The organism is Pseudomonas sp. AO-1 (genome assembly GCF_019775695.1).
Taxonomy (GTDB): Bacteria; Pseudomonadota; Gammaproteobacteria; order Pseudomonadales; family Pseudomonadaceae; genus Aquipseudomonas; species Aquipseudomonas parakoreensis.
In genome coordinates this window covers 4,331,700-4,343,437 of sequence record NZ_CP079947.1, presented here as the reverse complement: position 1 = coordinate 4,343,437, position 11,738 = coordinate 4,331,700, and the positions used below count along the sequence as shown (strand labels likewise).

General features: G+C 61.0%; 11 protein-coding genes. 5 read left to right on the top strand and 6 right to left on the bottom strand.

Translation table 11 applies throughout. The annotated features are described in order from the left end of the window. Positions 1 to 26: 26 nt before the first annotated feature. Together KVQ82_RS19830 and KVQ82_RS19825 are read right to left on the bottom strand one after the other, a co-directional pair. Positions 27 to 1,535, bottom strand: coding sequence for a serine protease (locus KVQ82_RS19830; RefSeq protein WP_222015338.1), 1,509 nt, complete (start codon positions 1,533 to 1,535; stop codon positions 27 to 29). A gap of 93 nt (positions 1,536 to 1,628) precedes the next feature. Further along, a complete protein-coding gene (locus KVQ82_RS19825; RefSeq protein ID WP_222015336.1) occupies positions 1,629 to 2,780 on the bottom strand; it encodes an MFS transporter in 1,152 nt (383 codons plus the stop codon). A gap of 372 nt (positions 2,781 to 3,152) precedes the next feature. Between KVQ82_RS19825 and KVQ82_RS19820 the strand changes: the two genes are divergently transcribed. Next, positions 3,153 to 4,133, top strand: a complete 981-nt coding sequence (locus KVQ82_RS19820; protein WP_222015334.1) for a diaminopimelate epimerase — start codon at positions 3,153 to 3,155, stop codon at positions 4,131 to 4,133. A 166-nt stretch (positions 4,134 to 4,299) separates the two neighbouring features. Here KVQ82_RS19820 and codA read toward each other — a convergent pair whose 3' ends face one another. The 4 genes from codA to KVQ82_RS19800 form a co-directional block, all read right to left on the bottom strand. Further along, complete coding sequence (gene codA, locus KVQ82_RS19815; protein ID WP_222015332.1) at positions 4,300 to 5,547, bottom strand: cytosine deaminase; 1,248 nt, start codon at positions 5,545 to 5,547, stop codon at positions 4,300 to 4,302. Positions 5,548 to 5,565: 18 nt separating this feature from the next. Then, on the bottom strand, positions 5,566 to 6,837 hold the full coding sequence (gene codB / locus KVQ82_RS19810) for a cytosine permease (protein ID WP_222015331.1): 1,272 nt from the start codon (positions 6,835 to 6,837) through the stop codon (positions 5,566 to 5,568). 492 nt (positions 6,838 to 7,329) lie between these two features. Continuing rightward, positions 7,330 to 7,686, bottom strand: a complete 357-nt coding sequence (gene queD, locus KVQ82_RS19805; RefSeq protein WP_007915588.1) for a 6-carboxytetrahydropterin synthase QueD — start codon at positions 7,684 to 7,686, stop codon at positions 7,330 to 7,332. A gap of 95 nt (positions 7,687 to 7,781) precedes the next feature. Beyond that, complete coding sequence (locus KVQ82_RS19800; protein WP_222015329.1) at positions 7,782 to 8,861, bottom strand: patatin-like phospholipase family protein; 1,080 nt, start codon at positions 8,859 to 8,861, stop codon at positions 7,782 to 7,784. A 205-nt stretch (positions 8,862 to 9,066) separates the two neighbouring features. Here KVQ82_RS19800 and KVQ82_RS19795 point away from each other — a divergent pair, with 205 nt between their 5' ends. From KVQ82_RS19795 to KVQ82_RS19780, 4 genes are read left to right on the top strand one after another with little or no spacing between them, the layout of a single operon-like run. After that, a complete protein-coding gene (locus KVQ82_RS19795) occupies positions 9,067 to 9,375 on the top strand; it encodes a PepSY domain-containing protein (protein WP_041070839.1) in 309 nt (102 codons plus the stop codon). Beyond that, entirely contained in the window at positions 9,375 to 9,686 is a 312-nt protein-coding gene (locus tag KVQ82_RS19790; RefSeq protein WP_222015328.1) for a PepSY domain-containing protein, read from the top strand. Before KVQ82_RS19795 ends, KVQ82_RS19790 begins: the two co-directional genes overlap by 1 nt. A 3-nt stretch (positions 9,687 to 9,689) precedes the next feature. After that, a complete protein-coding gene (locus KVQ82_RS19785) occupies positions 9,690 to 10,358 on the top strand; it encodes a response regulator transcription factor (protein WP_222015327.1) in 669 nt (222 codons plus the stop codon). After that, a complete protein-coding gene (locus tag KVQ82_RS19780) occupies positions 10,355 to 11,668 on the top strand; it encodes a sensor histidine kinase (RefSeq protein WP_222015326.1) in 1,314 nt (437 codons plus the stop codon). The genes KVQ82_RS19785 and KVQ82_RS19780 overlap by 4 nt, the downstream gene beginning before the upstream one ends. Positions 11,669 to 11,738 lie beyond the last annotated feature (70 nt).

Genomic DNA, 11,738 nt, shown 5'->3' with positions numbered 1-11,738 from the left:
CACGGTTCAGCCACAAAAGCCTGAAGCTATTGAGGGATCAGAAACTCGATGGTCGGCCCGGGATTCCCGGCCAGGTCTGCGCCTTTAAGGCAGACGTTCTGTCGGCCATTGGCAATGGAAACATGGAACACGCCTGTGGAGGGTGATACGCGTTGAAATCCCTGCCCGTCATTGCAATTGATGCTCCCTGGCCGGCCGTACTTGTATTGAAACCGGGCGGGATCCAGATCCGGTGAAACCGGAAATACTCTGATGTCGTATTCGTCGCCACCTACCGCTTCGACCTTATAGGCAGGCTTCAGCGGTGCGGGCGCGTCCATCATCCAGCGCCAGTAGACGCTGGGTGTTCTTCCGGCCCATTGCTTGGGCACGTCCGTAGGCCGCTGTTGGCCAATCAGGCAGAGAAAGTACAAGCCTGAGCCGTCTTTAAGTTCATGACTCAATTGATTATCGGCGTCCGGTGCAGCCGTTCGCACTTGGCTATAGCCATCAAGGTTCTGACATTCGTCCAGAGTGCGCGTAAAGCGATAGCGGTAGTAAGGAGCGGTTGTGGTGAACGTTTGCAGCCATCGCCAAGGCACGACTTGTCCATGTTCGTCGCGCTCGAGCTTGATGTAATCGCTGTTTTGCGACGAACCAGGAAACGACCAGTTCTCGCCCAGCGAACAACCGCCCAGACGTGGATTGAAATGTCCCTTGGCGAAACAGGCGTCCAGCCCATCGGTTGTGGAGGCGTAATTGGTATTGCTGCGTTTGTTGACCTGTCCCGCCACGACTTCGCAGGGCGCGCCCTTGTCGCAGCGATTGCGGTCACTCCCGCGAGTGGTGGTGCCGAGCACACCCACAATTTCATTGGTGTAACGTGCAAGCAGTGGCGAGCCTGACAGCCCGCTGACAACATCGAGACAACGGTTGCTCAGTTGTCCGACCCAACGCCATGGGCCTTCAATAATCGCCGCCGAGTGTTCTTGTTTGCAGGCCATGCGCTGAATGAAACCGTTCATGGGCGCGCCGGTGATCAGAATGTCGTCTTCGCTGTCCAACGGGGCCCGCGCCAGTTTCAACGGCTGGATACCGTCTCTGATCAACTGTTCCAGAGGCTGTTCAAGCTCAATGATAGAGAGGTCTTGACCGCGTAGCGTGCTCCAGCCGACGCGACTGACCGTGTAGGAACGGCTTTGCGGTTGCGTGTCGAAAAAATAATTGAACGTCACCCGACCCTTTGCAGGTTGATTGACGATGATCTCGTTATTGCCTATCTCCGGATGTGTGCAGTGTCCGGAGGTCAGCACATAGGCGGGTTGCGATACTGCTCCGGGTTCTCGAGTGTCAATCAGCGTGCCGGAGCAGGTCATGCCGCTTTCAACTTCAACACGGCCAATGGCTTGCCAATGCGCATAGTTTCCGCCGGCATTGGCCAGGCGCTCAGCGGGCGCAAAATTGGCAGTGCCTTCACCCCAGTCGTATCGATTGACGGAGGCACATCCCTGGAGAAGCGTGATTAGCGCGATAACCGATCCGGTTCCAATGTTCATGACAGATTTCCATTTCCGCTGAGCTGGAAATCAACATGATGCCTGGGGGCAATTCTTGTCTACTGTCAAAGCTGACAGGTATCGCACCCGTGTTCAGACTTTCAAGGTCTTGCCGCCGATAGCCACCGCCACCAGTAACACCGCCATCAAGCCAAAGGCAAAACTCAAACTGCTGGCATGTGCCACAAAGCCAATCACCGCCGGACCGGCCAGAATCCCTGCGTAACCGAGCGTGGTGATTGCCGGTACCGCGATGCTCTCCGGCATCACCGTCTGCTTGCCCACCGCCGTGTACAGCACAGGCACGATGTTCGAACAACCCGCACCCACCAGTGCGTAACCGACCAATGCCGCTTCCCAGCTCGGCGCGAATGTCGCCAGAAACAGACCTGCAGCTGCCAACAGACCACCAAACAGAATGATCCGCGTTGCACCGACAATCCGCACGATCCGGTCACCCATCAAACGTCCGGCCGTCATGGTCAATGCAAACGCCGCATAACCCAATCCCGCGTACGCCGTGTCGATCCCGCGCTCCTGCGCAAGAAACACCGCACTCCAGTCCAGCGCCGCGCCTTCGGTGAGGAACACGATGAAGCACATGCCGCCGATGAACAACACAATGCCGTGGGGAATGGCGAAGGCAGGTCCCGAGCTTTCACTGCCGTACGGCAACATGTGCGGTACACACTTGAACAGCGCGCCGGTCAACACCGCTACCACTACCAGCATCGCTGCCAGCGGTGTCAGGCCGAGGCCGAGCAGGGCACTGACCCCCGCTGCACCGACAATCCCGCCGAGGCTGAACAGGCCATGAAAGCCCGACATCATGTGCTTGCCGCTGGCCCGTTCGACGATCACCGCTTGCAGGTTGACGGTCGAATCCACCGTGCCCAGACCGGCACCGAACATGAACAGCGTGGCGATCAGCGCCGGAATCGACGATACCGTCGCCAGCAACGGCAGCGCTGCGCAGATCAGCAGGGTGCCGCCGGTGGCGATTTTGCGGCAGCCGAAGCGCGTGGCGAGAATCCCCGCCAGCGGCATTGCGAGAATCGAGCCGACGCCGAGGCACAACAGCAGCAGGCCCAACGTGCCTTCGTCGAGCCCGGCGCGAGCCTTGGCGTATGGCACCAATGGCGCCCACGCGGCAATGCCCAGGCCGGCGATGAAGAAAGCGATGCGCGTCGACATCTGCTGCAGGCGTCCGGGGACGAAAGTGTCTTGGGGGTTGAGGCTGGTCATATCGATCCTTGGCAAAAAACGTCGCGTCCCCCGAATGACAGTCATCGCGCGGCGAGGTTCGATCGCAGGTCTCGGGGCGGGGCAGCCGACATCCTAACCTGTGGGAGCGAGCTTGCTCGCGAATGCGGTATATCAGCCAATGAATATGGCGACTGATACGCAGCCTTCGCGAGCAAGCTCGCTCCCACATTGGATGACCGGTGTTCACAATTGCCCGTTCTGTGCAGAACCCTGTGGGAGCGGGCTTGCCCGCGATTGCGGTGGTTCAGGCAATGAATATGGCCGCTGACAAACCGCTTTCGCGAGCAGGCTCACTCCTACAAGGGATCGCGGTTTACAGTGATGGCTTCGACAAGGTGAGAGAGATCGGTGATGACGCAGTTCTACGATGCGCGAGGCAATATTTACGGGGTGATTTCGCCGCAGGCACTTCGTGAGGCGGGGATCGATCTGCCGATGGGAGCCGCGCAGTGTGCGGTGTCGAGACCGTCCTGGAGTCAGGCGGCCATTGCCCTGTGCTGCGACTGGCCCGAGGGCCAGCGTCCGGCGGGGAGCAAGGCGCATCGCAGTGACGGGCTGCTGATCGGTCCGTTCCAGTCAGCGCCGCCGTTCGACGTGCTGATCGTCAACACCGACGGCACCTTGGCCGAGCGCAGTGGCAATGGCTTGACGATTTTTTCCCAGTCGTTGCTGGAGCAAGGGCTGATGCCGGCGCAAGGGGCGTCGCTGCGAGTGCATCACGACAAGGGTGATGCCGTGGAAACCTCGGTGAAACCGGCCGTAGTCGAAGGCGTGAACGGTTTCTGGCTGGACCTTGGTCAACCGGGCTTCGGGCCTTCAGCGGTGGGTGCGCAGCAGGTTGAACAGCGCGGGTTCAATGGTCATGAGGTGAGCCACGTAGCGCCGTTGGCACAACTCGATTCCGCGTGGCAGCACAGTCAATTCGTGCGCATCGGCAATCCGCATTGCGTAACGTTGTTGACCGACATCGCCGAGTTGCCGAGCAACTCACAAATGCGCCAGTCGCCATGGGCCGAAGGCCTGACCCGAATCGCCTACGCGATGCCGACGGGCGCCGGCCAGCCATGCCCGGCGGGCGTCAATCTGCAATGGGCCGCGCTTGAGTCAGCGCAGCGCATCGTCGCCCGAGTGTTCGAGCGTGGTGAAGGACCGACGGCGTCTTCCGGTACCAGCGCCAGTGCAGTGGCCTGTGCCGCATGGGCGGTGGGTTGGGTGGCGAGTGGGGAGGTTCACGTCGTCATGCCGGGCGGGACGGCGCCGGTGTTGCTTGAAGAAGAGCGGGGCGAATTGATGCGGGTCAGGTTGTTTGGTACGGCTCGCTTGATCGGTTGAAGTGGTGATTGCCTTCGCTGGCAAGCCAGCTCCCACAGGGAAATGCATACCCATGCAGGATCGCGAGCATTCTGTAGGAGCTGCCGCAGGCTGCGATCTTTTGATCTTGTTTTTAGAATCAAAAACAAAGATCGCAGCCTGCGGCAGCTCCTACAGGAAATGGCGGTCAGTTAAGAGGGCTGCTGAACTCCACCACCGGCATCTGCCGCTTCATCAGCACCTTGCCGCCGCGAATCGAATACAGCGGCAGACCCTGGCTGCGGATCACTTCGTAATCGCTGTCCGCCGACAGAATCAGCAGGTTGGCCGGACGCCCCTGTTCCAGGCCGTAACGCTCGCCCAGGTGCATGGCCTTGGCGCTGTTGTCGGTGACCAGATCCAGCGCGTTCTGCAGGTTGCGATAGCCGAGCATATGGCAAATGTGCAACCCGGCCTCAAGCACGCGCAGGATGTTGCCGTTGCCCAGCGGGTACCACGGATCAACGATTGAATCTTGGCCAAAACACACGTTCATCCCGGCCTCCAGCAGCTCGTTGACCCGGGTCACGCCTCGACGTTTCGGGAAGTTATCGAAACGTCCCTGCAAGTGAATGCTTTCGGTCGGGCACGAGACGAAACTGATCCCGGAATGACCGAGCAAACGGAACAATTTCGCGCAGTAAGCGTTGTCGTAAGAGCCCATCGCCGTGGTGTGGCTGGCCGTGACCCGCGCGCCCATGTCGCGGCTGCGTGCCTCTTCGGCGAGTACCTCAAGAAAGCGCGAATGGGGGTCATCGGTTTCGTCGCAATGCACATCGACCAGGCAACCGGTGCGTTCGGCCAGGTCCATCAGAAACTTCACCGAACTGACGCCCTGATCGCGGGTGTATTCGAAATGCGGAATGCCGCCCACCACATCGGCGCCCATGCGAATCGCTTCTTCCATCAGCTCGCGACCGTTGCGGAACGACTCGATGCCTTCCTGTGGGAACGCGACGATTTGCAGGTCGATCAGATGGCGGGTTTCTTCGCGGACTTCGAGCATCGCCTTCAGCGCGGTGAGCTGCGGGTCGGTGACGTCGACGTGGGTGCGCACGTGCTGAATGCCGTGAGCGGCCAAGGCTTGAATGGTCTTCCTGGCGCGGGTTTTGGTGTCTTCTTCGGTGATGGTGACCTTGCGTTCGCCCCAGCACTCGATGCCCTCGAACAGCGTGCCACTCATGTTCCAGCGCGGTTCGCCAGCAGTCAGCGTGGCGTCGAGGTGGATGTGCGGCTCGACGAAAGGCGGCACCACCAGATTGCCGCCGGCGTCGAGGTCGCCGGGGTTGAGGGTCGGGGCTTCGGTCTGGCGGCCGATGCTGCGGATCAGGCCGTCTTCCAGGTGCAGTTCGTGCAAACCTTCCTGGTTGCGCAGCCGGGCGTTGATGATGTGCATCAGGCGAATCCTTCTTTCTTATAGGTCTGGTAGTGGCGCACTGGCGCGACGGGCGCCGAGCAGGCCGGTGACGATGACATACGTTAGCGCGGCGGCGGCAATCCCTACCAGCGGCGCGACCCACGGCGAATGGAACGCGGCGAGCGTACCGACCGCGTAAGCCCCCAGCCCCGGCCAGTTGAACGCCGGCAGCCGTGTGTCGGCCAGACGCGGATAGCGCCCACGCCAGCGGAAGAAAAAGTCGGCCATGATCACCCCACCAATCGGTGGAATCACCGTGCCCAGCAGGATCAGGTACGGCACCAGCATGTCGTACATGCCCAGCAGCGCGAGCAGGGTGCCGATCATCGCGCCGGCCAGGGTCACGGTCTTGCGCCGCCCGGTGCGCAGCAGGTTGCAACCGGCGACGGCGAAGTTATAGATGGTGTTGTCCTGGGTGCTCCAGATATTCAGTAACAGCATGGCCATTGCGGCCATGGCGAAGCCTTGCAGCAACAACACTTCAACCACGTCGGGCTGCTGATAGACGATTGCGCCGTAGGCACCGATCAGCACCATCAGGCCATTGCCGATGAAAAAACCGATCAGGCTCGCCAGCACGGCAACCCGTGCCGAGCGTGAGAAACGTGTCCAGTTGGTGGCCTGCGTCGCGCCGCTGACGAAGGTGCCGAACACCAGCGTGATCGCGGTCGACCAGTCCAGAGAACCGCTCGGCACCACCGCCAGCAACCCATCGAGGCCACCGACTTTCACGGTCGCAACCCACATCGACAGCATCAGCAGCAACATCATTGCCGGCACCGCGATGTACGACAGGATCTCCAGGCCGCGATAACCAACATACGCCGTGGCGCAGAACACCAGGCCGAACAGCACCATCAGGCCCAGCACCGTGCCTTGCTCCAGCGCGAAGTATTTGCCAATCACCACCGCGGCGGTTGCAGTGCCCCAGGCGTACCAGCCGATCTGGGTAAATCCCAGGATCAGGTCACTGAGTTTGCTGCCGACCTCACCAAAACAGAAACGCCCCATCAGCACCGAATTAAGGCCGCTTTTGAAGGCGATATAACCCAGACCTGCCGCGTACAGCCCGAGCAGCAGGTTACCGACGATGATCACCGCCATCATCTCGCCAAAACTGAAGGCCACGCCGAGCTTGCCGCCGGCAAACATGGTTGCGGTGAAAAATGTGAATCCCAGTAACACCATGGCGGTCGAGGCCAGGCCTTTTCGTGCATGCATCGGGACTTCGCTGAGGGGGTAGTCGTTGCCGGGATCGTTCTGCGTCATGGGGCGTTCCTTGCTGAAGAGGGGGGACGCGAAGCAGGTTGCAGTGGTCGTGCCAAATCCGGTTGGCGCGGGTTATGTATAGACGAGACACATGGATTGGCGCGAAAGCGGTGCAACCGAATGCACCCGAGCCCAAAGTGGGAGCGAGCCTGCTCGCGAAGGCGGCGAGTCAGGCGACATCTGCAATGGCTGATATTCCGCTTTCGCGAGCAGGCTCGCTCCCACCAGGAATGGGTGTTGGGTCAGAGGAATCTGAGCAGGGCGGCGACGATCGCTTCCGGGGCGTCCTCTTGGACGAGGTGTCCTCTTGGCGGGTTTGAGCCAAAAAGCATAGGCATAAAAAACAGCCGTGAAGGCTGTTCTCTATTTCCCTGACAACACACCCTTCCCTGTAGGAGCTGCCGCAGGCTGCAATCTTTTGATCTTGTTTTTAAAGATCAAGGTCAAAAGATTGCAGCCTGCGGCAGCTCCTACAGGGGGATTGGTGTTCAATCACTCACCGCGATAGATGCAACCGCTGGTGCAGGTCTCGTGAATGCGGATCGCGCTGAGTTCCGGCAGCAGGGGCTTCATTTCATTCCAGATGAATTTGGCCAGCACTTCGCTGGTCGGGTTTTCCAGGCCAGGAATGTCGTTCAGGTAGTTGTGATCCAGACGCTCGTACAGCGGCTTGAAGATCGCCTTGATCTCGGAGAAATCGCGGATCCAGCCCGTGTGCGGATCGAGGTCGCCGCTCAGGTGCAGCGCCACCTTGAACGAGTGACCGTGCAGGCGTCCACACTTGTGGCCGTCCGGTACGTGTGGCAGGCGGTGGGCGGATTCGAAAGTAAATTCCTTGAAGATTTCCACAGTATTTTCGGCTCTGTTCAGGTGGCGTTCGCCGCAGCGATTCGGGCAGGCGGCGAGTTTACCAGCTTGTGTTTAGCGATGCGGGAAAACACTGACTAAAGGGTCAGCAAGCGCTCGGCGAGGCGACCGTTGGCGGTCAGTTCGAGAAACTCGTCGCCCAGTCGGCGGCTCTCGTCCATCGCCGCGTGCCAATACTTTTGGCGGCTCGGCGCATCACCCATGAAGCGCTTGAAGTCGTTACGGTCGGGCAGTTTGCCGTAGGGCAGGCGCGCCAGATATTCCTTCGATGGTGCGAGCAACAGCACGTCCTGCAAGCGCTCCACCGAGGCGCGGCGCCAAGGCAGGGTCTTGTCGAACCAGCCCGGGATCACCCGGTCGGTGAAGTGCGGATAGAGCACGATGCCATCGCCGCTGTAGGGCAGGTCGAGGTGATAGTCGAGCAGACCGCCGTCGCGGAAGGTGCCGGCACCGGCACCCGGCAGGTCGCGCACGCCTTCCATGACCATCGGGATCGAACCGGACGCCAGCAGCGCCTGGCGCAGATTGCCCTTATTGAGCGCGACAAAGCGCGACGGAAAGTCATTCAATGCATTGACCGGTGGGGCGAGGCGCGGATCGTGAATGATCAGGCGTTCGAAGTGCCGCGACAGCCGTGCCCGCCCGCGCAGGTTATCGGCGATCACCGAGCCCAGGGCCAGGCCGAGGCGTCCGCGATGGTCATCGGCCAGACGTCCGTGGCTTTTCACCACCATGATGTTCAGGCGGTAATCGGCGTTGTCGAGGATGCTGGCGTCGCGGCCGTCGAGCAGGTCATTGAGCATGCGCTGCGAGCTCGCGCTGATCTCGGCCATGGTCACGCCTTTGTTGAAATTCTGCTCGGCGTACAACTGGCCGAGGCGGCGAATGCCTTCGGCAGCGTCCGGCAGGCAAGCGCTGGCGAAGCGCCAGGAACCGACCGAGGCACCGATCAGCGAGCGCTCACGCGGCGCGCTCGGCAGCCATTCGCCAAACAACGCCAGGTCCAGCCCCTGAATCCCCAACGCCTTCGGCCCTCCGGCCGCACCGGGCAGGGTGCCGACGTCGGCGGCGTTCAGGCCTTCGGCACGAATGCGCGCCATGGCCCGAGGGCCGGCCTTGAGGGTGAGGGCGGGAAACTTGATGTGGATGGCAGTCATACCGGTCTCGATCGTTAGCAAGCGAACAATTATAAGCACATGTTGCAAAACACTGTAGGAGCTGCCGAAGGCTGCGATCTTTATAAAAGTCAAAAGATCGCAGCCTCCGGCAGCTCCTGCAGGGCAATGATGGCAATTCAGTTTCAGTTAAGTTGATCCCGCTAAGGTGCCCACCGTAGCTGCATATAAAAATACGGAGACATCCATGAAAACCCTGACTGCCCTGTCCATTGCCGCGATCATCGGCCTGACCGCCAGCCTCGCCCATGCCCGCGATCTTGGCCCCGACGAAGCCCTGCGCCTGCGCGACGCTGGTACTATCGTCTCCTTCGAGAAGCTCAACGCCACGGCGCTGACCAGACATCCGGGGTCGACCATCACCGATACCGAGCTGGAAGAGCAGTACGGCAAGTACGTCTACCAGGTCGAAATGCGTGATCCACAAGGGCTGGAGTGGGATCTGGAATTAGACGCGGTGACTGGGCAGGTTCTCAAGGATCATCAGGATACGTAATGAAGGTTAATGTTCGCGCCACCAGCCGCACGGCGTTGGCGCTTGTGATTGTTTGCTCGGCGGCGATGGCTCGCGATCTCGATCAGGACGAGGCGCTGCGGCTGCGGCAGCAGGGGGTGATCCTGCCGCTGGAGCAAGTGCTGCAACAGGCGCTGGATCGCTACCCCGGCGCGAAACTGCTGGAAGTCGAGCTGGAGGAAAAGCACGACGTCTACGTGTATGAAGTCGAGCTGCTGACCGTCGAGGGCGTGGCGCGCGAGCTGCACCTGAAGGCCGACAGCGGCGAATTACTCAAAGACAAGGAAGATTGACCGATGCGTTTGCTTCTGGTTGAAGACCATGTGCCGCTGGCCGACGAACTGACCGCCGGCCTGCAGCGCCAAGGCTACGCGGTGGACTGGCTGGCGGACGGGCGCGATGCGGTGTATCAGGGCAGCAGCGAGCCGTATGACCTGATCATTCTCGACCTTGGTCTGCCCGGCGTTCCCGGGCTGGAGGTGCTGGCGCAATGGCGCGCCGGCGGCCTGTCGACCCCGGTGCTGATCCTCACCGCCCGTGATTCCTGGGCCGAGCGCATCGAAGGCCTGAAGGCCGGCGCCGATGATTACCTGACCAAACCGTTTCACCCTGAAGAGCTGCACCTGCGGGTGCAGTCGTTGCTGCGCCGTTCCAAGGGCCAGGCCAACCAGCCGACGCTCAAGGCCGCCGGCCTGCATCTGGACGAAGGTCGCCAGTGCGTGATTCGTGACGGCAGCGAGATTCAGCTGACCGCCGCCGAATTCCGCCTGCTGCGTTATTTCATGCTGCACCCGGAACAGATCCTGTCGAAAACCCACCTCGCCGAGCACCTCTACGACGGCGAGACCGAGCGTGACTCCAACGTCCTCGAAGTCCACGTCAACCACCTGCGGCGCAAGCTCGGCAAATCGGTGATCGAAACCCGTCGCGGCCAGGGTTACCTGTTCGGCGGGCAGGCTTCGTGAGGTCGATCCAGCGCCGTTTGAGCCTGGGTTTGATCAGCGTGATGGTGATCGTCGGCCTGGTACTGGCGCAAACCAGCCTGTGGTTGTTCGAAGTCGGTTTGCAGCGTTATCTCGAAGCCGGCCTGCGCAACGACAGCGAAAGCCTGCTGGTGGCGCTGGTGCGTGGCCCGCAAGGTTTGCAACTGGATGAGCGGCACCTGTCGCCGGCCTATCAGCGACCGTTTTCCGGGCATTACTTCCGCATCGATTTTGCCGACAGCCACTGGCGCTCGCGTTCGCTGTGGGATCAGGACTTGCCGCTGCTTGACCATCCCGGCCTGCACAGCAACCTGCAACTGGGCCCGGACGGTCAGCAGTTGCTGGTGTTGCGTTCGGATTATCGGCGTTTGGGGCAGTCGATCTCGATCAGCGTCGCCCAGGATTACACCCCGGTGCGCGAGAGTTTCCAGCGCATGCGCCAGATCGGCCTCGGTCTGGGCCTTGCCGGCTTGCTGCTGATTCTGCTGCTGCAACGGTTGACGGTACGTCGCGCGTTGAAGCCGCTGGAACGGGCGCGCGAGCAGATCGCTCAGTTGCAGCAGGGCCAGCGCTCGCAACTGGACGATCAGGTGCCGGTGGAACTGGAGCCGCTGGTGGCGCAGATCAACCATCTGCTGGCGCACACCGAAGACAGTCTCAAGCGCTCGCGCAATGCATTGGGCAATCTGGGACATGCGCTGAAGACCCCGCTGGCGGTGCTGCTGAGTCTGGCGTCGAACGAAAAACTCGACGACCATCCAGAGTTGCGCAAGATCCTCAAGGAGCAACTGGAGCAGGTGCAGCAGCGGCTCAATCGTGAACTCAATCGCGCACGTTTATCCGGTGATGCACTGCCCGGTGCGCTGTTTGATTGTGATGCGGAACTGCCGGGGCTGCTGGCGACGTTGAACATGATCCACGGCGAGCATCTGGCGTTGAGCTACATCGCGCCGCCGGGGCTGCAATTGCCGTGGGATCGCGAGGACTTGCTGGAGCTGCTCGGCAACCTGTTGGACAACGCCTGCAAATGGGCGGATGCCGAGGTGCGGCTGAGTGTGATCGAACGTACTGACGGTTACGCCCTGAGCGTTGAAGATGACGGGCCGGGAATTCCTGAGGAGCAACGCACTCAGGTGTTCAGCCGTGGCACGCGGCTCGACGAGCAGACTGACGGGCATGGCCTGGGGCTGGGGATTGTGCGCGATATCGTCGAGACGTGGGGCGGAGTGCTGGTGTTGGGCGAGAGTGAGTGGGGCGGTTTGAAGGTGGTGATCGAGTTGCCTAAACGCTGATCCCCCAAACACCACCAATCCCGTGTAGGAGCTGCCGCAGGCTGCGATCTTTTGATCTTGGCTTTTAAAA

Bases quoted from the DNA above. Each gene is read 5' to 3' on its own strand.
- KVQ82_RS19830 (WP_222015338.1), bottom strand. From the start codon at position 1,535: ATGAACATTGGAACCGGATCGGTTATCGCGCTAATCACGCTTCTCCAG.
- KVQ82_RS19825 (WP_222015336.1), bottom strand. From the start codon at position 2,780: ATGACCAGCCTCAACCCCCAAGACACTTTCGTCCCCGGACGCCTGCAG.
- KVQ82_RS19820 (WP_222015334.1), top strand. From the start codon at position 3,153: ATGACGCAGTTCTACGATGCGCGAGGCAATATTTACGGGGTGATTTCG.
- codA (WP_222015332.1), bottom strand. From the start codon at position 5,547: ATGCACATCATCAACGCCCGGCTGCGCAACCAGGAAGGTTTGCACGAA.
- codB (WP_222015331.1), bottom strand. From the start codon at position 6,837: ATGACGCAGAACGATCCCGGCAACGACTACCCCCTCAGCGAAGTCCCG.
- KVQ82_RS19800 (WP_222015329.1), bottom strand. From the start codon at position 8,861: ATGACTGCCATCCACATCAAGTTTCCCGCCCTCACCCTCAAGGCCGGC.
- KVQ82_RS19795 (WP_041070839.1), top strand. From the start codon at position 9,067: ATGAAAACCCTGACTGCCCTGTCCATTGCCGCGATCATCGGCCTGACC.
- KVQ82_RS19790 (WP_222015328.1), top strand. From the start codon at position 9,375: ATGAAGGTTAATGTTCGCGCCACCAGCCGCACGGCGTTGGCGCTTGTG.
- KVQ82_RS19785 (WP_222015327.1), top strand. From the start codon at position 9,690: ATGCGTTTGCTTCTGGTTGAAGACCATGTGCCGCTGGCCGACGAACTG.